This window comes from Microvirga sp. M2 (assembly GCF_047497095.1).
Taxonomy (GTDB): domain Bacteria; phylum Pseudomonadota; class Alphaproteobacteria; order Rhizobiales; family Beijerinckiaceae; genus Microvirga.
Genome location: NZ_CP134064.1, coordinates 773085 through 792956, shown reverse-complemented (window position 1 = coordinate 792956; position 19872 = coordinate 773085). Strand labels below are relative to the sequence as shown.

Genomic DNA, 19872 nt, shown 5'->3' with positions numbered 1-19872 from the left:
GGGGTCCCTTTTTCGCACGATGCGCTAGTGCAGGTCGAACTCCGGCATCATCAAGGCCATGATCCGGAAGGCCGTTCGTCCTGCCACCTCGACCGGAACCTGCTCCGGGGCAAAGAGAGAAGCGATGACGGTCGCACGTCCCACCATATTCTGGATCACGGTCGTCACCATCGCGCTCCTGATGCTGGTGCTGCTGCGTCCGATCCTGCTGCCATTCGCAGTCGGTATGACGCTTGCCTACCTTTTGGCCCCGGTCGTCGACAGATTGGAGCAGGTCGGAATCAATCGCTCGCTCGCAGCCCTGATGCTCGTGCTGCTTCTGGTCGTCGGTTTCGTCGGTCTCGTGCTGGTGATGCTCCCGGCTCTCATCGGGGAACTGCGATTCTTCATCGACGAGTTCCCTCGCTATATCACGCGGGTCCAGGCTCTCATGGCCGACACGAGCCAACCCTGGCTCCATGCTCTCTTGGGTCAGGAACTCCGGATCGAGGACTCGGCCACCCACGCGATGGCAGCGACAGGCAGCGCCTGGCTTGACGACCTCCTCCGCTCGGCATGGTCGGGCGGGAAGGCTCTGTTCTCGCTTCTGTCACTGCTCGTGGTGGTTCCGATCGTCAGCATCTATCTTCTGATCGACTGGGCGCGAATGACGGCGATGATTGACGGCTGGGTATCGGCCAAGCACCGCGAGGAGGTTCGGGCCCTCGGGCGGGAGATCCACGAGACGGTGGCTGGTTTCGTGCGCGGGCAGATCGTTATCTGTCTTATCCTGGCCCTGTTCTACGCCGCTGCCCTGCGGCTGACGGGCCTCAACCATGCCGTTCTGATCGGAATTACGGCCGGCCTGATCAGTTTCGTTCCTTTCCTCGGACTCGGCGTTGGCCTCGCCGTCGCGACCTGTGTCGCCATCGCCCAGTTCTGGCCTGACTGGACACCCCTGGCCGCCGTAGCCGGCACTTTCCTGATCGGGGAAATCCTTGCCGACTACGTCCTGTCGCCACGCATCATCGGGAATCGGGTCAAGCTTAACCCGGTCTGGCTCATATTTGCGCTATTCGCCTTCGGGTATCTGTTCGGCTTCGTCGGCCTGCTGGTTGCAATCCCACTCGCTGCGTCGCTGGGCGTGATTCTGCGGTTCGCCATGCGGAGATCGCTCGCAAGTCCGGATCCGGACGCCATGCCGGCGTCATCCGCATCCGCCGCACCTGCTTCCGCACCGCTATCCCTCGGAGAAGGCGAGATCAGGCGATCCGCCGATGCCAGCCGCATCGTAGGGCGACGGGGCGCAATGGTCATTCGCCCGAATAAAAAGCTCGGGGCCGCCAGGGACACGACGATCACCTAAGCCGATCTGCCTCGCCGCCAAGAACCGGTGGTATCCTGCCCGATGCGGGCTCTCAGGAATTTCGGCCCGGGGGTCGATCTGGTCCTTGATCGTGACCGTGTGAAGGCCTGCCCTCCCGCTGGCTGCGATCGATGCCCGTCGGATCGCTCACTGCCTCTTGCCTCCGGCATCGGACGTGGAATCGAACCCAGATCCGATGCTGTCGGCCTATGGTCTCGAGCCTCTTTTCACGTCCGATGCTTTGGTCAGACCGGTGGCAGCCGCTGCCGAATAATGGCTGCGTGAAAACGCGCGCCATAGAGCAACCCTTCATCGTTGAAGTCATAGGCCGGGTTGTGCAGAGGCGCTGAGGCCTTGCCGTTACCGACGAAGGCGAAGCAACCGGGGACGTGCTCCAGGAAACGAGCGAAATCCTCCGATCCCGTCATCGGCTCGCGGGCGGTCACGACGTGATCCGGTTCGAACACGGTCCGAGCGGCCGCGAAGGCCTCGTCCACCAGGGCGGCATCGTTCAGGAGCGGCACGAACTCGCGCGTGTAGACGACTTCGGCGGCGACATTGTAGGTCGCGGCCGTGCCCTCGGCGATGACGCGCATCTGCTTCTCGATCTCGGCGCTAACCTCCGGCCGGAAGCTGCGGGCATCGCCGAGGATGCGGGCGAGCCCCGGCAAGGCGTTGCGCGTGCCGTCGGTGATCAACTCCGTGACCGACACGACACCGATGTCGGTCGGGCTCAGGCGGCGGGACACGATGGTCTGGAGGTTCATCACCGTCGCACAGGCGGCGACCAGCACCTCGTTACCCCAGTGCGGACGAGCCGCATGCCCGCCAACGCCTTTCAGGACGATCTCGAAATTATCCTCGGCCGACATGATTGGCCCGACGCGGGTCTGGAAATGCCCGACCGGAAGTCCCGGCATATTGTGCAGGCCGTAGATCTCGTCGAACGGGTAGCGCTCCATCAGTCCGTCGGCCAGCATGGCGAGCGCGCCCTTGCCCCATTCCTCGGCGGGCTGGAAGACGAAGCGCACGGTGCCGTCGAAACCGCCTTCCTCCGCGAGAAGCTTGGCGGCGCCGAGCAGCATGGTGGTGTGCCCGTCATGGCCGCAGGCATGCATCGTGCCCGGGTTCTGCGAGCGATAGTCCTGCACGCCCTGTTCGGTGATGCGCAGAGCGTCCATGTCGGCCCGGAGTGCGATGGCTCGATTGCCGGTGCCCCGTTTGAGGGTGCCGACGACGCCGGTGCCGCCGACGCCCTCGGCGACGTCATCGAGGCCGAACTCCCGTAACTTGGCAGCCACGAAGGCGCCCGTTCGCTTCTCCTCGAAACCGAATTCGGGGTGGGCGTGCAGATCGCGCCTCCACGCGGTCATTTCCCGTTCGAGGGCATCCATATCCATGGTCATGGCTTCTCCTTATCGGAGCGCGAGGCGGGTGACGACGTCGAGCAGGATGTTGGCACCCGCGACAAGGTCGTCAGGGGGCGTGTGCTCGCGTGGATTGTGGCTGATGCCTCCGATGCTGGGTACGAAGATCATCGCGGATGGCGCGATCCGGGCGATCATCTGGGCATCGTGGCCCGCTCCCGATGTCATCCGCTTCGAGGGCAGCTCGCGCCTTCGAGCGGCATCCTCCACCAACTCCAGGATCCTTTTGTCGAACGTCACCGGCTCGAACCGTGCCAGTCGCTCGACCGAGATCCCGACGTCCTCGGCAGCCGCCAGTTCCCTCAGGTATGCGGCAAGGGCTGCTTCCTCCGCCTGGAGGCGCTGCTCGTCGGGATCCCGCAGATCGACCGTGAAGGTGGCGCGCGAGGGGATCACGTTGATTGCGTTCGGCTCGAAGCTTATGCAGCCGACCGTCGCGACGGTCGGCGTACTCGCATTGCGGGCCCGGTCGCGCAGGAAGGTGACCACGCGCGCCGCGGCGTGACCGGCATCCCGGCGCATCGACATGGGGGTGGTGCCGGCATGATTGGCGTCGCCCTCGATCGTGACACGCTGCCAGGAAATACCCTGGAGATTCTCGACGGCGCCTATCGGCACACGTTCCCTTTCCAGCACCGGTCCCTGCTCGATGTGCAGTTCGACATAGGCGTGAGGCTTGAGGAAGCCCGGTTCCACAGAACCGGCATAACCGATCCGCTGCAGCTCAGCGCCGAGAACGGCGCCATCGGTGCCGACCGTTGCCAATGCCTCCTCAACCGAGAGTCCGCCGGCATAGACGAGGGAACCCATCATGTCGGGGGCATAGCGCACGCCCTCCTCGTTGGTGAAGGCGGCGACTGCGATGGGGCGGGTCGCGGTGAACCCGGTCGCCTTCAGGGTCTCGATCACCTCCAGGCCCGAGAGCACGCCATAACAGCCGTCATAGATACCGGCATCGATCACGGTGTCGATGTGGGAACCGATCATGACGGGAGCCTCGTCCGCATTCGCGGCATTCTTCCAGATCCCGAAGATATTACCGATGCGGTCGACGACGACATCGAGGTCAGTCCGGTGCATCCAGGCGACGAGTGTGTCGCGTCCGGCCTTGTCGCTATCGGACGCGGCGAGCCGGACCAGTCTGCCATCTCCATCGCGGCCAATCTGCCCCAGGTCACGAATACGACCAAGCAGGCGCTCCGCATCGATCGAGAGCGCGGTCATGCGTGCACCCCTTCAGTCCGACATGCGGAATTGGCCAGGACGGCGTCGGGTGGAATGCCGACCAGCTCCGCGTAGCGGTCCGGATCCGTGGCCCCTTCGGTGTTGATGACGAACACGCGGGACGCCTCATCGAGGTGGAGCGCCGCCCTGATCTTAGGATCCGCCGCCGAACGGATGAGGCCCGCAAGGCCCACCCCGCCACTCTCGCCCGCCACGATGGCCGGGTCGTTCCCGGCGGGCCGGGCCAAGCGGTTCATCATCGCGACCGCATCTCCCTCATCGACGGTCATGAAGGCATCGGCAGCGCGGGACAGCACCCGCCAGGCGATCGGTGATGGCTCGTAGCACTCGAGCATCGCCATGACCGTCGGCTCGCCGTGCTCGATCTTGACCGGATGTCCCGCCCGCGCGGTCTCGAAGAGGCAGGCCGCCCGTGCCGGATCGACGACGACGAAGGTGGGCCGTCGTTCGCCGAGCACGAGGGCAAGATGACCCGCCACGGCAGCGGCGACGCCGCCCACCCCTGCCTGCACGAACACATGGGTCGGTGGTTCGGGAAGCTGGCGCAGGGCCTCGCGGACCATGGCGGTGTAGCCCTGCATCACCAGCCCTGGAATGCGCTCATAGCCCGGCCATGATGTATCGGAGACGACTGTCCAGCCATTCTCGGCTGCGACACGTGCGGCCTCGGCGACAGAGTCGTCGTAGGTGCCCTCGACCCGGACCATCTGCGCGCCGAAGCGGGCGATGGCCGCAACACGCTCGTTGCTCACGCCCGAGTGAACGAAGATGGCGGCCCTGGCGCCGACAAGTTGCGCGCCATGAGCCACCGAGCGTCCATGATTGCCGTCGGTGGCACAGGCGACCGTCATCCCGGCGGCGATGGCCCGAACCTCGGACGTGTGCAGCTCGGCGATGTCGACCGGGCGTCCGAACTGGTGACTGGCTTCCTCCAGGACGAGCCGGATGACCGCGTAGGAGCCGCCCAGGGCCTTGAAGCTGCCGAGGCCCAATCGGAAGCTCTCGTCTTTGAGATGGATCGCGCCGACGCCGAGTTCGGCGGCAATGGCCGGAAGAGCGTGCAGAGGCGTGACGGTGTGGTTATCGCGATAGGTAAGATACCGCTCGACCTCGTCGACAGCCTTCGGCCCCAACGTCTCGGCATCGATGGGATCGAGGGGCTTGCGGTAGTCGGGGTGCTGGTTGAGCAGAAACATTGCCGTCCTTCCTGGCTATCACGCCTGGCCATCACGGCGAGAAGATATTGCACTTCACGCGAGAAAAGCGCTCTATCTGGACCGACTGAATGCAAGATTTTTTCGCGTGAGTGTGCCTGTGGCGTCCAAGTCTTCATCCTCGACCACCCTGGACAACTTCGATCTCGCTATTCTGAACATCCTCCAGCGGGACAACTCGACCCCGCAACGGGTGATCGGCGAAGCCGTCAATTTGTCGGCACCGGCGGTGCAGCGCCGCATCCGGCGCATGGAGGAGGCCGGGGTCATCCAGGCCAATGTCGCCATCATCGATCCGGCCCGGGTCGGGCAGCCGATTACCATCTTCGTCGAGGTCGAGGTGATCAGCGAGACGGCGGAACTGATCGATGCCGCCAAGCGGGAGTTCGCGGCGGTTCCAGAGGTACAACAGTGCTACTATGTCACCGGAGAGGCCGATTTCGTGCTGATGGTCGTGGTGCCGACGATGACGGCCTACGAGGCGCTCACGCGGCGCCTGTTCTTTGGCAACAACAATGTCAAGAGGTTCCGCACCTTCGTTGCCATGGACCGGGTCAAGGTTGGACTGGCGGTTCCCCTGCCTGAATGACAGAGTCCTGTGAGTCCAGCCGAGATCTGAGCGCCATAGGGGCATCGTTGGTGGCACGGAACGAATGATCTCCCGCCCCGCCTCCGCCTGAATGTTCGTTCGCCATGGAATGAATTCCCCCGGATCGTCGGCTGGGTATTGGAATCATATTCGCGCCGTCCACGCGAGAACGCACGCTTCCAGATCGGAAGACAGGGCCATCGTCGACGGTCCGGTCACTCGCCGCGAGTCGAACCATGCCTTATGGGTTATCATCTATCCGTTTCAATGATCCTGTCAGTCATCGGGGTCATATTTCAGCCCTCATGAGAGCCAACCATTCTGAATAGGCTGCATATGTTTCAGCTGGCACCTTGAAGCGGAGACTCGAATGCTGGATCTGGTGATTGCCGCCAGACGGAAGGATCTCGGCGGCTTCGAGGTCGGCCGCGTGCTGCCCTTCATGAGGCGGCGCATGGTCGGGCCCTTCATTTTCTTCGATCATATGGGCCCCGTGGACCTGCCACCGAACGTGCCTCGGACAACCGATGTGCGCCCTCACCCCCATATTGGACTTTCGACCGTCACCTACCTGTTCGACGGCGAGATCGTGCACCGGGACAGCACGGGAGCGCAGCAGGCCATTCGGCCCGGCGCCGTGAACTGGATGACGGCCGGCAGCGGCATCAGCCACTCCGAACGGTTCGACGGCCCCATCCGGCAGAGCGGCGGGCGAGTGCATGGCATCCAGGCCTGGGTGGCCCTTCCCGAGTCGCAGGAGGAGACGGAGCCGAGCTTCGTCCATCATGGCGCTGACGAGCTGCCGGTGTTCGGAGAACCAGGTGTGTCGGCGCGGCTGATCGCCGGACGAGCCTTTGGGCTGTCCAACCTGGTCAGGACCCAATCACCCCTCTTCTATATCCATGCCGACCTGCACCCGGGAGCCCGGATCGGCCTCCCCGGCGAGTATCCGGAGCGGGCCGCTTACATCGTGTCAGGGCGGGTAGACGCGGATGGGCAGGAATATGCGGCGGGACAAATGTTGGTCTTCACCGGCAGTTCGGATCCGGTCCTGACGGCGCTCGACGCCTCAACGGTCATGCTGCTGGGCGGCGAACCCTTGGGACCGCGGCACATCTGGTGGAATTTCGTATCATCACGCCAAGACAGGATCGAGCAGGCCAAGGCAGATTGGCAGAGCGGTCGCATTCACTTGCCCCTGAACGATGATCAGGAGTTCATCCCGTTGCCGGAAGATCCGAAGCCGGCGCCCGAACCGATGTCGTAAGCCGGATGACCTCCGAACCTGCGACAACGCCGATCGTCCTGGACCTCTTTGAGCCTTGCCGTCCCCGCCCGAGAATGAGCGCATCGTTGCGATTCGCTAGAGCATCGGACGCAAAAGTGGGAACCGGTTTTGCGTGAAAAGATGCTCAAAAGCATCAACTGACAGCATCGGATGCGGGTCCGATGTCACGTCCGATGCGCTAGGCAGCCGCTAGCCACTCGCGCAGCTTGGTCCATCGCCGCTTCATCTGTCCGCCCCTCACGGCCATGGCGGCGGCCTTCTTCTGTCCCACCAGCACGACGAGACGCTTGCCTCGGGTGACCCCGGTGTAGAGCAGGTTGCGCGCCAGCATCGTGTAGTGCTGTGTCACGACCGGAATGATCACGGCAGGATACTCGGAGCCTTGTGACTTGTGGATCGTGGTCGCGTACGCGGGCACCAAGGTGTCGAGCTCGCCGAACGGGTAGGACACCTCCCGACCGTCGAACGAGGCGATCAGGGCTCCTCCCTCGTCATCGATCCTGACGACCGTCCCGAGGTCGCCGTTGAACACCTCCCGGTCATAATCGTTCTGGGTTTCCATCACCCGGTCTCCCGGCGAGAAGCGCCAGCCGAACCGTTCGATCCTGGCGGGAGGGTTCGGGTTGAGCACCTCCTGAAGCTGGATGTTGAGGTTGCAGGCACCGAGCACGCCCCGGTTCATCGGGCAGAGCACCTGAATGTCCTTCATCGGGTCGAGCCCGAACCGGCGCGGCATGCGCTCCCTGATCATCTGGATGATCTTCGGCACGCCCTGCTCAGGATCGGCGATCTCCACGAAGTAGAAGTCGCTCTCTTCTCCAGGCTTCGGCGGCTCGGGCAGCTGGCCCTTGTTGATGCGGTGCGCGTTCACGACGATCCGACTTTCCGCAGCTTGCCGGAAGATCTCGGTCAGGCGGGCCACGGGAATGCGGCCCGAAGCTATGATATCGGCCAGCACCTGCCCCGAGCCGACCGACGGCAACTGGTCCACGTCGCCGACCAACAGCAAACCTGCATGCGGAGGGACCGCCTTGGTCAGCGCGTTCATCAGCGGCACGTCCACCATCGAGGTCTCATCCACCACCAGCAGATCGCAGTCGAGCGGGTTCTCCTCATTGCGCGAGAAGCCGCCATGCTTGGGATCGATCTCCAGCAGCCGGTGAAGGGTCTTCGCCTCCAGCCCGGTCTGCTCGGTCATGCGCTTGGCCGCGCGTCCGGTGGGAGCTCCCAACGCCACCCGAACACCTTTCGCGACGAGCACGCGCAGAATGGTATCGAGCAACGTCGTCTTGCCGACACCCGGACCGCCCGTGACCACGGACAAGTTCGACCCGAGCACCAGTTTCAGAGCCTCGCGCTGCGAGGCCGCCAGGGTCTTGCCCGTGCGGTTCTCCACCCAGGGAATCGCCTTCTCCAGATCGACCTCAGGCCAAGGTGGCGGCCTGGATGCCCGCTCGATCAACCGGGATGCAATGGCCTGCTCCGCCAGATACAGTCCTTTGAGAAACAGGCATGTCTCGTCGCCAATGACGTCCGAGACGATCTCTCCTTTCGCAAGCTCGTCAACAATCGCTGCGCGGATCAGTTCTCCGCCCACTTCGAGCAGCTGCTCGGCCAAGCGGGCCAACGCCTCGACCGGCAAAGCACAGTGGCCCTCGTCCATGGCGGTCTGAAGGGCAAACGAGATACCGGCCCGGATCCGCTGAGGCGCGGTCTTCTCCATTCCGAGCTTGGCGGCAATCGCATCCGCCGTCCGGAAGCCGATGCCGCGGATCTCCCTGGCCAGCCGGTACGGATCCTCGGTCATGACTTGGATGGCCTCGTGGCCATAGGTCCTGAAGATGCGCACCGCTCGTGCGGTGCCGACCCCATGCGCGTGCAGGAACACCATGATCTCCCGCACCGCCTTCTGCTCCGCCCAGCCCGCCACGATGCGGGACGCCCGCAGCGGGCCGATACCCTGCACTTCGGTCAGACGTTCCGGCTGAGCTTCAATGATCTCGAAGGTATCGCCCCCGAACGCCGTCACGATCCGCTTCGCCATGGCGGGGCCGATCCCCCGCATTTGGCCCGAGGCAAGATACTTCTCGATGCCCTCCACACCGGTCGGCGGTGTGGTCTTCAGAATCTCGGCCTTGAACTGAAGTCCATGCGTTCGATCGCTGATCCATACGCCACTGGCGGTGATCCATTCGCCTGCGGATACGCTGGGGGTATGCCCGACCACCGTCACAAGGTCCCGCTTGCCCCGCGCATGCACCTTCAGAACCGCGAAGCCGTTCTCGGGGTTGTGAAAGGTGACGCGCTCCACCGATCCCGCGAGGGTTTCGAGAACGGGCCTCTGATCAGCCTGTGGCGATCGGAACATCTGGTTCATGCTGTCTGCCGGGGAACTCCCGGCCTCTTCGACTTTCTCGCTCGATGGCCCGGCCCATGAGGTATGGCTCCTCTGCTGCCGGTCACTCCATCCGAGCCTCACTGGTGCCAGCCTCACGGCCGACTCAGAGCAAGCTCGAAAGGAGCCGGAGAAGGTGAAACGTGACTTGACCTTGGTGTATGTTCTATATGTGTTCTTTTCGAGGTCTCGATCAAGAGAAGCCGACGAGAATCGGGCTGGAAACGGATCGAACCCGGTGTGTCCTGCCCGATGTTTCCTGCCCGATGTTTCCTGCCAATAGCCGAAGGATATGAATTTTATCTCCTTCCCCTGTCGTCGCCGCGCTACAACGGTGAGACCATTTTTCCGCAAAGGAGCCGATCATGTGGCCGGATCACCGCATTCAAGACCTCTTCGAGATCGAATTGCCGATCATCCAGGCTCCCATGGCGGGATCGGTCGGGGCCGAGATGGTGATCGCCGTTTCCGAGGCGGGAGGACTAGGCTCCCTGCCCTGTGCGATGCTCAATCCGGAGCAGATGAAAGCCGAGATCGGGATTGTTCGCCAGAGGACCTCCCGGCCCATCAATCTCAACTTCTTCTGTCATCGCCCCCCACAGGCCGATGCGGCTCGCGAGGGGGCCTGGAAGAAGCGGCTGGAGGGCTATTACCGCGAACTCGGACTTGATCCACGAGCGCCCGTTCCGGCAGCGGCCCGCGCCCCCTTCGACAACGCTATGTGTGACCTTGTTCAGGAGTTCACGCCCAAAGTCGTCAGCTTCCACTTCGGACTGCCCGAGCGCGCGCTCCTGGACCGCGTAAGAGCGACCGGTGCGAAGATCATCTCGTCGGCCACGACAGCGGATGAAGCACGGTGGCTGGAGGACCAAGGGTGCGATGCCATCATCGCCCAGGGCTACGAGGCCGGCGGTCATCGTGGCGTCTTCCTGAACGGAGACATCTCGACCCAAGCGGGCACTATGGCATTGGTACCGCAGGTCGTAGATGCCGTGAAGGTGCCCGTGATCGCCGCCGGTGGCATTGCGGATGCGCGAGGCATCGTTGCGGCTTTTGCCCTTGGAGCCTCGGCGGTCCAAATCGGAACGGCTTACCTGTTCTGCCCCGAAGCCAAAATCAGTCCGCTTCATCGTGACGCCCTCAAGAGAGCGAAGGATAACGACACCGTTCTCACGAACGTGTTCACGGGCCGGCCCGCCCGTGGACTCGTCAACCGCATCGTCCGAGAGGTCGGCCCCATGTCCGACCTCGCACCGGAGTTCCCCCTTGGAGCTGGAGCGTTGGCGCCGCTGCGGGCCACAGCGGAGGCCGCAGGATCAGGAGACTTCTCTCCCTTGTGGTCCGGACAGGCTGCGGTCTTCGGTCGAGAGATGCCCGCCGGCGACCTGACGCGGCAGCTTGGAACAGAGGCGCTTGCCTATCTGTCCGGGCTGGCTCCCGCTCATTCACCTCGGCCGGCTTGAGATGGGATCGGCATCAGGCATCGCATCCGCCAATGAACATTATGGGGCTCCATCGACGTAGCGCTTTTACCGGCTCCTTCGTTGCATAGATCCGGAGCTGAGCACATCGTGCCAATAAGTTAGCGCATCGTGTGAAAACGTGGACCCGGTTTTTCGCAAGAACGATGCGCCCTTTTCAAGAAGGGAGCGGCTCGCGGTTCTCGTCCGAGCACCAGTTTTTCCGAACTATACTTCGTGGGTATACTCCGGCCGACTGTAAACGGTTACACAAATATTTGCTTTGACAGTCCCGCGGGGCCTACCCAGCAACCACTGGTGCCAATCGTCGCTGGGCGGACGCTGCTTGATCGAGCGAGGAGCAGGGCCATGAATATGATCGAGAGTCTCGAGATCGACCGCTGGTCAGGCCCATTCCCGGCGGAGGCGCAAAAGAGCGCTCTGGACGCCCTCGAAAGCGGCAAGGTCGTGTTCTGTCCCAATCTGGCATTCACCCTGAGCGACGAGGAAACGACATTGCTGTCGTCCGACTTCGCAAGCGGAAAGGCCAAGAATATCAGCCTCGACCCGTCCAAGGGAGAGATTCGCGGCACGGCCGAGCACAGCGAGACAGAGCGGCTGCACGGGATGTTGAGGCGCTTCTCCAAAGGCACCGCGCAGCTCGTGGCGGGCCTCTTCCCCGGTTACGGACGAGGGATCGAGCAGGCGCGGACGAGCTATCGCCCGGTCGAGATCGTGGGCCGCCAGACATCGCCCCGCAAAGACGACAAGCTGCTGCATGTGGACGCCTTTCCGTCACGTCCAACACACGGCCGCCGCATCCTGCGGGTCTTCTCGAACATCAATCCGGCCGGGAAGGCCCGCGTCTGGCACGTGGGCGAGCCCTTCGAGGATTTTGCCCGCAAGTATGTTTCCGCGGTGCGTCGTCCCTATCCGTTGGAGCCCTCGCTGCTGGCGGCTCTCGGGATCACAAAGGGCAAGCGGAGCGCCTATGACCAGATCATGCTGGGCTTGCATGACAAAGGCAAACTCGATGCCCGCTACCAGAGGGAAGCGCCGCAGACCGAATTCGCGTTTCCACCCGGCACCACATGGCTCTGCTATACGGACCAGGTGCTCCATGCTGCCGTCGCCGGTCAGTTCGCTCTGGAGCAGACGTTCCACGTTGACATTGCCGCCATGGGGAACTCGGAGCGAGCACCGCTCAAAGTGCTCGAGAAGATCATGGGACGGTCTTTGGTCTAGCGCTGCGCACGACAGCCGGAGCAATCAGAGCTCGGTATTCAGGACGGGAGAGACGACTGTTGGCATCGCCATCAATTGCCGATCCCCTGAACGTTCCGTTGACCCGCCGCGGCATCTTTGCGGCACCGACAAGGCCTGAGCACGCGTGCTGACTCGATTTCTGAGCCCTGAGGTTCGCCGGGCACGCCGGATGGCACGGATCGCCCGCTGGAGCCGGCCGATCGCCGGGCCGGTGAGCCGGCTCAGGGCGTGGACCAACATGCTCATCATTGACCACGGGATTTTTCGGCTTGCCTACCTCAACCGGCACCAAGTGTCGGACCGTCTCTGGCGCTCGGCGCAGCCCATGCCACATCAGATCGCCTGGTTTGCGGCCCAAGGCGTGCGCACCGTCGTCAATCTTCGCGGCGGGCGCGAGTACGGATCCTGGCCGCTGGAACAGGAAGCCTGCGAGCGGTATGGGATCTCCCTTGTCGAGTTCGTCCTGCGCTCGCGCGAGCCTCCCGACCGCGATACTCTCCTGAGCGCAAAAAAGCTTTTTCTCAATCTGCAGTACCCGGTTCTCGTGCACTGCAAGTCGGGAGCCGACCGGGCAGGGCTGTTCGCTGCCCTTTACCTTCTCGGGCACGAGGGCTGCAGTGCCGGCGCGGCCATGAGACAGCTCGCGCTGCGCTATGGCCACCTCCGTTATGCCAAGACGGGCATTCTCGATGCTTTTCTGGAGCTTTACCGTACGGAAGGCGAAGCCAGAGGACTTTCCTTTTTCGAATGGGTCGAACGGATCTATGATCCGCAGGCCCTTCGGCACAGCTTCAAGCCCGGCTTCTGGTCGAACGCGATTGTCAAAGAGGTCCAGCGTCGTGAATAGCCGCTCTCGAACTCGCGCCGCGTCCGGACCAAGAATCGCCGGCCGCGACCATGAGCGACCTGGACCTTTGGCGGTTCGTACAATCAGGAGTCTCATCCGAGGGACCATGCCCAACGCCTGGAAAGAATGCGAGGACATCGCCAGGATTGATGAGGAGATTGCCGCGGGCCAAAAGCGTGTGGCCGAGAGGATCCATCTCATTCAGTGGCTGATGGAGAACGGTCATGACACCGCCGAGGTCAGGAAGCAGCTTCAGGATGACGAGCAGGCCCTCAGAAATTGGCGCGAGCATCGACTAGATCTCCTGGAGGAGGTCGCACGCCAAGAAGAGCCCGAACTTTGATGCTTCTCTTCTTCGTCAACGGAATCATTTCGGGACTGCTGCGGTCAAAATTGCCCAGTGTCTCATGCGGGGCCGTATCCCTTGGATGCGCTGAAGCCCGCCTTTCGATAAATCGCGGCCCGGGCTGGGCAATCAATCCAAAGCCCCTTTCCGGAAATGTCGAGGAAGACGCCTGATCGGAGGGCCGGAAGCGGAACCGTGCCCGCCATGCGTCGTTTCACTGCTGCGGAGTTCCCGGGAGACGAACGATGGGCAAAGGAAGCGAGAAGCACCGCAGCACCGTGAAGCGGAACAAGCTGCGCGAGAAGGCAAAGAGGTTGATCGGCGAGGGGAAGAAGGTGACAGGCCGGCTTCTGAGATACGATCATCGGGGTAAAACGGCCTGACCGACACGCGGGAGCGGTTCCGGGAAGCACATTTCCGCTGCGGGCGTGGGTCGGGCCTCAACCGTTCGCCAGACTTCTGTGTTGATAAGGCATGCAATTCCTCTGCGACGCCCCTGGGCAAACAAGCTGGTTCCGGATCGAGACCGAGGGTGAAGCGATCCTCGAGTCGCAGATCATGGGCCACGCGGTCGAGAAGCATTTTCGCCAAGCCTGGGATGCGGCAACCGCGACCTACCGCTCCACCGCGAGTCGCTTCATCGAGCAGAACATCGGCCTCAAGTCCTACGTGCAGCGGACCATGCCGGTCTTTCTCACCTTGCGGGACGCGGAGGGCAATGGCCTGGCAACAGCCATGCTTCCGCCAAGCGGACGCAACGACCCCTCCTTCAAGATCATTATCGTCGGCCCTCAGAACCGGGACCCCTACCCGGATCATGGCGAGGCCATTCGCAAATTGGGAGAGCATTTCGGTCTCGCCCTCGACCATAACCGGTGCTATCCCTACTCGCTCACCAGACCCTCCTGAACAGCCCTCATAGGGAAGCCTGAGCACGTGAAGCAAGCCTGTCTGCAATCGTGTCGAAACGCCTGAAGGCATTTGCGTAGGACCGCCTCATGAAGAAGATCGGCTTTCTCTCGTTCGGACACTGGTCACCCTCACCGCAATCCCAGACGCGGTCGGCCCGTGATGCCCTCCTTCAATCGATCGACCTTGCCGTAGCGGCCGAGGAGCTCGGCGCGGACGGCGCCTATTTCCGCGTTCATCACTTCGCGCGGCAGCTCGCCTCCCCCTTTCCGCTGCTGGCGGCGATCGGCGCGAAGACGAGCCGTATCGAGATCGGCACCGCCGTCATCGACATGCGCTACGAGAATCCTCTCTACATGGCCGAGGATGCAGGCGCGGCCGACCTGATCGGCGGCGGGCGTCTCCAACTCGGCATCAGCCGCGGTTCGCCCGAGCAGGTGATCGATGGCTGGCGCTATTTCGGCTATGAGCCCGAAGAAGGCCGGAGCGACTCCGACATGGCCCGGCATCACACAGAAGTGTTTCTGAACGTCCTCGAGGGCAAGGGCTTTGCCGAGCCGAACCCACGCCCGATGTTTCCCAATCCGCCCGGCCTGCTTCGCCCCGAACCCCATTCGGAGGGCCTGCGCGAGCGCATCTGGTGGGGGTCCGCCTCCAATTCCACAGCGGTGTGGGCCGCGCAGCAGGGCATGAACCTCCAAAGTTCGACCCTGAAGGAGGACGAGACGGGCGAGCCCTTCCACGTCCAGCAGGCCAAGCAGATCCGCCGCTACAGGGCCGCATGGAAGGAAGCGGGACATGACCGCGAGCCCCGCGTCTCCGTCTCACGCTCGATCTTCGCGCTCGTGAACGATCTCGACCGCGCCTATTTCGGGCACGGCAAGGACAGCGACCAGGTCGGCATCATCGACAACATGCGCGCGATCTTCGGCCGCTCCTATGCCGCGGAGCCGGATAGGCTCATCGATGAACTCAGGGCGGACGAGGCGGTCGCGGAGGCCGACACGCTGCTTCTGACGGTGCCGAACCAACTCGGCGTCGCGTACAATGCCCATGTGATCGAGGCCATCCTGAAGCATGTCGCTCCAGGGCTGGGCTGGCGATGACGATGGCGCTTTGGATCAGCCCCGAAGGCTGAGCGGCAAGAGCCGAGGCGCCAAGAGTCGAGGCGCCAAGAGCCGAGACCTGCCGCTGCCGCGGGCACGTCGAATTGCTTGACCTCCTGCTCACGGACAGGAGGGCCGAAGCGTCCGAGTGCATGCTCCGGCATCTGTCGGAACCCAGCACCGTCAAGCCGGTCGCGCGGCACGAGGATCCGGAAGCGACAGGCGACGGCCGCTCCATCCCCAGCAACCGATCGGCCTTTGCGTGAGGGCCGTCTTGCGTGCGGTGAGCCGTTCGCTTCGATGCATCGCGACCGGCTCTTGAAGGCATCAGTCCTCTGCTTGAATGCCACGGTAGCGCACGGCGTTGCTCCACACCTGCTCGAAACGCCTGAGCGTGCGGAAGGTTACTTCGAGATCCCGGACCTCGTCCTCGTCCCGCGTCACGAGTTTATGATAGGTCCGGTCCATCTGCCTGATCCTGTCGCAAAGCTGGCGGCCCTTTTCGGACAGACGGATGCGCGCGGAGCGACGGTCCCTCTCCGAAGCGGTACGAATGACGTATTCCGTTTCGACAAGGCGCTTGAGGCTGTAGGAGGCGTTCGATCCCAGATAGTACCCGCGCTCGATCAGATCGCGCACCGACAGCTCGCTCCGACCGATCGTGAAAAGCATCATCACCTGGGATGGGCTGAGCTCGTCGATTCCCGCCTGGAGCAGATCCGCCCGGATGAGATCGAGCGAGCGGCGATGCAGTCGCTCGATGACACGCACAATTTCAATATGCGTGATGCCGATTGGCTCCGGGCTCGGCCGATCGGCATCGTCCCGGAGCATCTGGAATGCGCTTTCTTCATCCTGGCGCTCGTTTTGTGAGGCATCCATCTCAATCACTGCTTCTTTCCACACTGCTCTTTATGGCAGATAATATGCGTCTTATTGCATAATATTCCCACCATTGCAGCGAATAATTTAGTTCGAAATTCGAATTAAAGTACAAACATTTACGAATCGTATGTCATACATCAGCATAAAATCGCCAAAGTTCTAAAGCTTTATTGATATTCTTCCTTAAACGACCTCAGTTTTATTATGACGATCAGACTTTATGGGTAGACGCTATACCAAAATCGAGCGATAACTCCCTTCCAATAACTTTGGGGCAAAATTTGGGTATGTCTACGAAAAGCCACCTTTGGAGGCTGTCCGCATGAAGAAGACGGCGAACCTCGAAGCCGCCGAACTCATTCACCAGGGGCGCAAAGCGTTTGTCACAGGTTTGGCCTATGCCGCGGCTCTCAGCGCGATCATCAATGTCCTTCAGCTGACCGTTCCGCTCTTCATGCTGCAAGTGCATGACCGTGTTGTGAACAGTCAGAGCACCGACACGCTGATCATGCTGATCATCGTCGCGACGATCGGGCTGGCGCTCTTTTGCATCCTCGACTACGTGCGGGCGCTCACCTACCAGGTGATGGCCAGCAAGTTGGTCCGGAAACTGAACCTTCCTGTCCTTCAGGCGGCGGTATCGGCTTCGGTCGCGCATGGCGTCTCGCAATCGGGCCAAGCCATTCGCGAGCTCAACGACATCCGGGCATTCGTGGTCGGAAACGCCATCAGCGTTCCACTCGAGGCTCTCTGGGCGCCCATCTTCCTGGCCGTTCTCTTCGCGCTCCACTGGCTCTACGGCCTCGTGGCCCTGGTGTCCGCGATCATTATCCTTTCTCTGAGCCTGCTCTCCGACTTCCTGACACGACGCGCCACGAAGCGGGCCAACGAAGCATCCGTCCGCAACATCGCTGAAATCAGCGGCAGTCTTCGTCATGCGGAGGCCATCGAAGCGATGGGCATGCTGCCGGCCCTTGCCCGCCGGTGGCGCAGGAACCAGCTTCAGACGCAGGACCTGCTCGACGTCACCACCCGCCGCAGCCGCGCGCTCTCGTCCGTCACGCGCACCTGCCGGTATCTGATGCAGATCGCGATTCTGTCGACCGGCGCGGTCCTGGTGATCAATCAGGAAGTCAGCGCCGGATCGATGGTGGCCTCGAGCATCATCATGGGGCGCATGCTTCTGCCGTTCGATTCCATGGTCGACGGCTGGCGCCAATGGGTCCTCGCCATGACCGCCTGGAAGAATGTGCAGGATCTTCTCGAAAACCAGGCGCCGAAGCGCGAAACCACGCCGACCCCCCGCACCCAAGGAGAGTTGACGGTCGATCGTCTCGTCTATGCTCCGCCCGGCTCGGACGTGCCGGTGCTCAAGGGCCTGACCTTCGCGCTGTCTCCCGGCGAAGTGCTCGGCATCGCCGGTCCGTCGGGCGCAGGCAAGTCCACCCTCGCCCGCCTCCTCATCGGCGTGACGAAGCCGACGACGGGCGGCGTCTACCTCGACGGCAACAATGTGTTTCTGTGGGAACGGGATTCGTTCGGCGACATGGTCGGCTACCTGCCTCAGAGCGTCTCGCTGCTCGACGGGACGATTCGGAGCAACATCGCCCGCATGCGGGACGCCGATCCCCGGCTCGTTCTGGAGGCGTCCCGTCTCGCCGACGTTCACGACATCATCGGGCGCCTGCCCCTCGGATACGACACTCATATCGGTGACGGCGGCTATGTCCTTTCGGGCGGACAGCGGCAGCGGATCGGGCTCGCTCGGGCGCTTTACGGAAGACCCCGTCTGATCGTTCTCGACGAACCGAACTCCAACCTGGATACGGACGGTGAGCGGGCCCTGATCCGCGCCATCGAAGCCATGCGGGCCGACGGAGCGATCGTCATCCTGATCGCCCATCGCCCTTCCGTCATGCAGGCCGCCGACAAGATCATGGTCCTGCAGGAAGGCAAGATTACCCAGTTCGGGCCCCGCAATGCGATCGCCGGCATCATCACTCCCGGCGAGAAGCCCGCGCAGGCCGTGACTGCCCTTAGGGGGAATACATGACGAAAGCGGTCGATATCATCAGGAACCCCGTGGCCCTTGCCGCACCGAACGTGCCTGTCGAACTGAAGCCGTGGATGGAGGCATTCCGTGAGGAGGAGCCGCGCGAACCGTCCTATCGCATTCCGGTGGTCGCCGGTCTCGCCACGATCTTCCTCGGCATCGGCGGCCTGCTGACCTGGGGCTTTGCGGCCCATCTCGACAGCGCCGCGGTCGCCAATGCGACCGTCGTTGTGGATTCCAAACGGAAGACGATCAGCCACCTGGAAGGCGGCATCCTGAAGGCGCTGATCGCCCACGAGGGACAGGTCGTGAAGGGCGGCGAAGCTCTGCTCCGGCTGGACGACACCCGCGCCAAGGCCGAACTCGAACAGCTGCGTTCCAGGCGGATTGGTTTGGAGGCGCGCCTCGTTCGTCTGCGGGCCGAGCAGTCGGGCGCCGATGATCTGACCTTCTCGGAGAATCTGCAGGCGTCCGGTGGGCCGACGGCGGCGGACATTCTCGCCGCCGAGCGCCGGTTCTTCATTGCCCGACGCGAGATGTTCGATCGCAAGGTGGATATCCAGCGCAAGACGATCGCGCAGCAGGTCGCGGAACTTGAGGCCGTGAAGGCGCAGACCGATGCCAATGCCCGGCAGTCCGAACTGCTCGATCGCGAGCTCAAGGCCATCGCGAGCCTGGTCGAGAAAGGCTATGCGCCACGGCCCCGCCTGACCGAGATGCAGACCCGCGAGAGCCAGCTGGTCGGGCAAGCCGGAGAGCTCGCCTCGCGCAAAGCGAAGGCGGAGCAGGCCAAGGCGCAGGCGGAACTCGAGATCCTGTCCCTGGGCAACGATTTCCAGCAGCAGGTTGCCGCCGACATTCAGACCGCTCAACTCGATCTCGCCGATACGACGGAGCGGATGACCGCCGCAAGCGATGTGCTGCGCCGGATCGAGGTGGTCTCACCCGAGAACGGCATCGTGACGAATATCCGTTTCCATACCCCTGGGAGCGTGATTACGGCGGGACAGCCGATTCTCGATATCGTGCCCGAGAACGAACCGCTGATCGTCGAGGCGAAGGTGGGCCTGCGCGATATCGATTCCGTTCATGTCGGAGCTCCGGTTCAAATCCGATTGACGGCCTACAACAATCGCAGCACGGCGCCGCTTGCCGGCAAGCTGACCTATCTGTCAGCCGACCAGCAGATGGACGATCGCACGAGCTATCCCTACTACGTCGCCCGCGCCGAGATTCTGCCGGAGAGCATCAAGTCCAATCCGGCGACCTCTCTCTATCCGGGAATGCCTGCCGAGATTCTCATCATCAACCGGCCGCGCCGGGCCATCGAATATCTGCTCGAACCCATCACCGACAGTTTCAATCGCGCGTTCCGGGAAGAATAGACGGCGCCCGTTACAGTCACCCGGCGCGTGCCGCCCATCCGTGACGGCAGGCGCCGCCTTACCGGCCACTCGAATAAGTTCCTGTTTTTAGCACCGGGAAAGCCATGTCCGG

At 62.8% G+C, this 19872-nt stretch carries 17 protein-coding genes; 12 read left to right on the top strand and 5 right to left on the bottom strand.

Annotated features, from left to right (window positions below; genetic code table 11):
* Positions 1-124 precede the first annotated feature (124 nt).
* A complete protein-coding gene (locus tag RE429_RS23240; RefSeq protein WP_414475709.1) occupies positions 125-1345 on the top strand; it encodes an AI-2E family transporter in 1221 nt (406 codons plus the stop codon).
* A gap of 245 nt (positions 1346-1590) precedes the next feature.
* Here RE429_RS23240 and RE429_RS23235 read toward each other — a convergent pair whose 3' ends face one another.
* Genes RE429_RS23235 through RE429_RS23225 form a run of 3 tightly spaced genes read right to left on the bottom strand, consistent with a single transcriptional unit; the run spans position 1591 to position 5213 of the window.
* Positions 1591-2751 carry a M20 aminoacylase family protein gene (locus RE429_RS23235; RefSeq protein ID WP_414475708.1) on the bottom strand — a complete coding sequence of 387 codons (1161 nt, stop codon included), beginning with the start codon at positions 2749-2751 and terminating at the stop codon, positions 1591-1593.
* Between the two features lie 9 nt (positions 2752-2760).
* Positions 2761-3996 (bottom strand): Zn-dependent hydrolase, encoded by a 1236-nt coding sequence (locus RE429_RS23230; RefSeq protein WP_414475707.1) that lies wholly within the window; start codon positions 3994-3996, stop codon positions 2761-2763.
* Positions 3993-5213: a diaminopropionate ammonia-lyase gene (locus RE429_RS23225; RefSeq protein WP_414475706.1), complete on the bottom strand. Its 1221-nt coding sequence runs from the start codon at positions 5211-5213 to the stop codon at positions 3993-3995. The genes RE429_RS23230 and RE429_RS23225 overlap by 4 nt, the downstream gene beginning before the upstream one ends.
* 106 nt (positions 5214-5319) lie before the next feature.
* Here RE429_RS23225 and RE429_RS23220 point away from each other — a divergent pair, with 106 nt between their 5' ends.
* Together RE429_RS23220 and RE429_RS23215 are read left to right on the top strand one after the other, a co-directional pair.
* A complete protein-coding gene (locus tag RE429_RS23220) occupies positions 5320-5820 on the top strand; it encodes an Lrp/AsnC family transcriptional regulator (protein WP_414475705.1) in 501 nt (166 codons plus the stop codon).
* Positions 5821-6190: 370 nt separating this feature from the next.
* Positions 6191-7087 (top strand): pirin family protein, encoded by an 897-nt coding sequence (locus RE429_RS23215; RefSeq protein ID WP_414475703.1) that lies wholly within the window; start codon positions 6191-6193, stop codon positions 7085-7087.
* Positions 7088-7286: 199 nt separating this feature from the next.
* Here the strand turns inward: RE429_RS23215 and RE429_RS23210 are convergent, their stop codons facing one another.
* Positions 7287-9485 (bottom strand): ATP-dependent RecD-like DNA helicase, encoded by a 2199-nt coding sequence (locus RE429_RS23210; RefSeq protein WP_414475702.1) that lies wholly within the window; start codon positions 9483-9485, stop codon positions 7287-7289.
* Between the two features lie 383 nt (positions 9486-9868).
* Here RE429_RS23210 and RE429_RS23205 point away from each other — a divergent pair, with 383 nt between their 5' ends.
* The 7 genes from RE429_RS23205 (at position 9869) to RE429_RS23175 (ending at position 15437) form a co-directional block, all read left to right on the top strand.
* On the top strand, positions 9869-10966 hold the full coding sequence (locus tag RE429_RS23205; protein ID WP_414475701.1) for an NAD(P)H-dependent flavin oxidoreductase: 1098 nt from the start codon (positions 9869-9871) through the stop codon (positions 10964-10966).
* Positions 10967-11332: 366 nt separating this feature from the next.
* Positions 11333-12208 (top strand): Kdo hydroxylase family protein, encoded by an 876-nt coding sequence (locus tag RE429_RS23200; RefSeq protein WP_414475700.1) that lies wholly within the window; start codon positions 11333-11335, stop codon positions 12206-12208.
* Positions 12209-12353: 145 nt separating this feature from the next.
* Positions 12354-13076 carry a fused DSP-PTPase phosphatase/NAD kinase-like protein gene (locus RE429_RS23195; protein ID WP_414475699.1) on the top strand — a complete coding sequence of 241 codons (723 nt, stop codon included), beginning with the start codon at positions 12354-12356 and terminating at the stop codon, positions 13074-13076.
* Positions 13077-13182: 106 nt separating this feature from the next.
* On the top strand, positions 13183-13419 hold the full coding sequence (locus tag RE429_RS23190; RefSeq protein WP_414475698.1) for a hypothetical protein: 237 nt from the start codon (positions 13183-13185) through the stop codon (positions 13417-13419).
* 248 nt (positions 13420-13667) lie between these two features.
* The gene (locus RE429_RS23185) at positions 13668-13805 is read left to right on the top strand and encodes a hypothetical protein (RefSeq protein WP_414475697.1); all 138 of its coding nucleotides are present in this window, start codon (positions 13668-13670) and stop codon (positions 13803-13805) included.
* Positions 13806-13896: 91 nt separating this feature from the next.
* A complete protein-coding gene (locus tag RE429_RS23180) occupies positions 13897-14331 on the top strand; it encodes a hypothetical protein (protein ID WP_414475696.1) in 435 nt (144 codons plus the stop codon).
* 89 nt (positions 14332-14420) lie between these two features.
* Positions 14421-15437, top strand: coding sequence for an LLM class flavin-dependent oxidoreductase (locus RE429_RS23175; RefSeq protein WP_414475695.1), 1017 nt, complete (start codon positions 14421-14423; stop codon positions 15435-15437).
* A gap of 327 nt (positions 15438-15764) precedes the next feature.
* Here the strand turns inward: RE429_RS23175 and RE429_RS23170 are convergent, their stop codons facing one another.
* Positions 15765-16319: a winged helix DNA-binding protein gene (locus RE429_RS23170; protein ID WP_414475694.1), complete on the bottom strand. Its 555-nt coding sequence runs from the start codon at positions 16317-16319 to the stop codon at positions 15765-15767.
* Between the two features lie 325 nt (positions 16320-16644).
* Between RE429_RS23170 and RE429_RS23165 the strand changes: the two genes are divergently transcribed.
* Together RE429_RS23165 and RE429_RS23160 are read left to right on the top strand one after the other, a co-directional pair.
* Complete coding sequence (locus tag RE429_RS23165) at positions 16645-18375, top strand: type I secretion system permease/ATPase (protein ID WP_414475693.1); 1731 nt, start codon at positions 16645-16647, stop codon at positions 18373-18375.
* Entirely contained in the window at positions 18372-19760 is a 1389-nt protein-coding gene (locus RE429_RS23160; RefSeq protein ID WP_414475692.1) for an HlyD family type I secretion periplasmic adaptor subunit, read from the top strand. Before RE429_RS23165 ends, RE429_RS23160 begins: the two co-directional genes overlap by 4 nt.
* Positions 19761-19872: the final 112 nt, after the last annotated feature.

Coding starts and splice junctions, on each gene's coding strand:
- RE429_RS23240 (WP_414475709.1), top strand. CDS start 125: ATGACGGTCGCACGTCCCACCATATTCTGGATCACGGTCGTCACCATC.
- RE429_RS23235 (WP_414475708.1), bottom strand. CDS start 2,751: ATGACCATGGATATGGATGCCCTCGAACGGGAAATGACCGCGTGGAGG.
- RE429_RS23230 (WP_414475707.1), bottom strand. CDS start 3,996: ATGACCGCGCTCTCGATCGATGCGGAGCGCCTGCTTGGTCGTATTCGT.
- RE429_RS23225 (WP_414475706.1), bottom strand. CDS start 5,213: ATGTTTCTGCTCAACCAGCACCCCGACTACCGCAAGCCCCTCGATCCC.
- RE429_RS23215 (WP_414475703.1), top strand. CDS start 6,191: ATGCTGGATCTGGTGATTGCCGCCAGACGGAAGGATCTCGGCGGCTTC.
- RE429_RS23210 (WP_414475702.1), bottom strand. CDS start 9,485: ATGAACCAGATGTTCCGATCGCCACAGGCTGATCAGAGGCCCGTTCTC.
- RE429_RS23205 (WP_414475701.1), top strand. CDS start 9,869: ATGTGGCCGGATCACCGCATTCAAGACCTCTTCGAGATCGAATTGCCG.
- RE429_RS23200 (WP_414475700.1), top strand. CDS start 11,333: ATGAATATGATCGAGAGTCTCGAGATCGACCGCTGGTCAGGCCCATTC.
- RE429_RS23190 (WP_414475698.1), top strand. CDS start 13,183: ATGCCCAACGCCTGGAAAGAATGCGAGGACATCGCCAGGATTGATGAG.
- RE429_RS23185 (WP_414475697.1), top strand. CDS start 13,668: ATGGGCAAAGGAAGCGAGAAGCACCGCAGCACCGTGAAGCGGAACAAG.
- RE429_RS23180 (WP_414475696.1), top strand. CDS start 13,897: ATGCAATTCCTCTGCGACGCCCCTGGGCAAACAAGCTGGTTCCGGATC.
- RE429_RS23175 (WP_414475695.1), top strand. CDS start 14,421: ATGAAGAAGATCGGCTTTCTCTCGTTCGGACACTGGTCACCCTCACCG.
- RE429_RS23170 (WP_414475694.1), bottom strand. CDS start 16,319: ATGGATGCCTCACAAAACGAGCGCCAGGATGAAGAAAGCGCATTCCAG.
- RE429_RS23165 (WP_414475693.1), top strand. CDS start 16,645: ATGAAGAAGACGGCGAACCTCGAAGCCGCCGAACTCATTCACCAGGGG.
- RE429_RS23160 (WP_414475692.1), top strand. CDS start 18,372: ATGACGAAAGCGGTCGATATCATCAGGAACCCCGTGGCCCTTGCCGCA.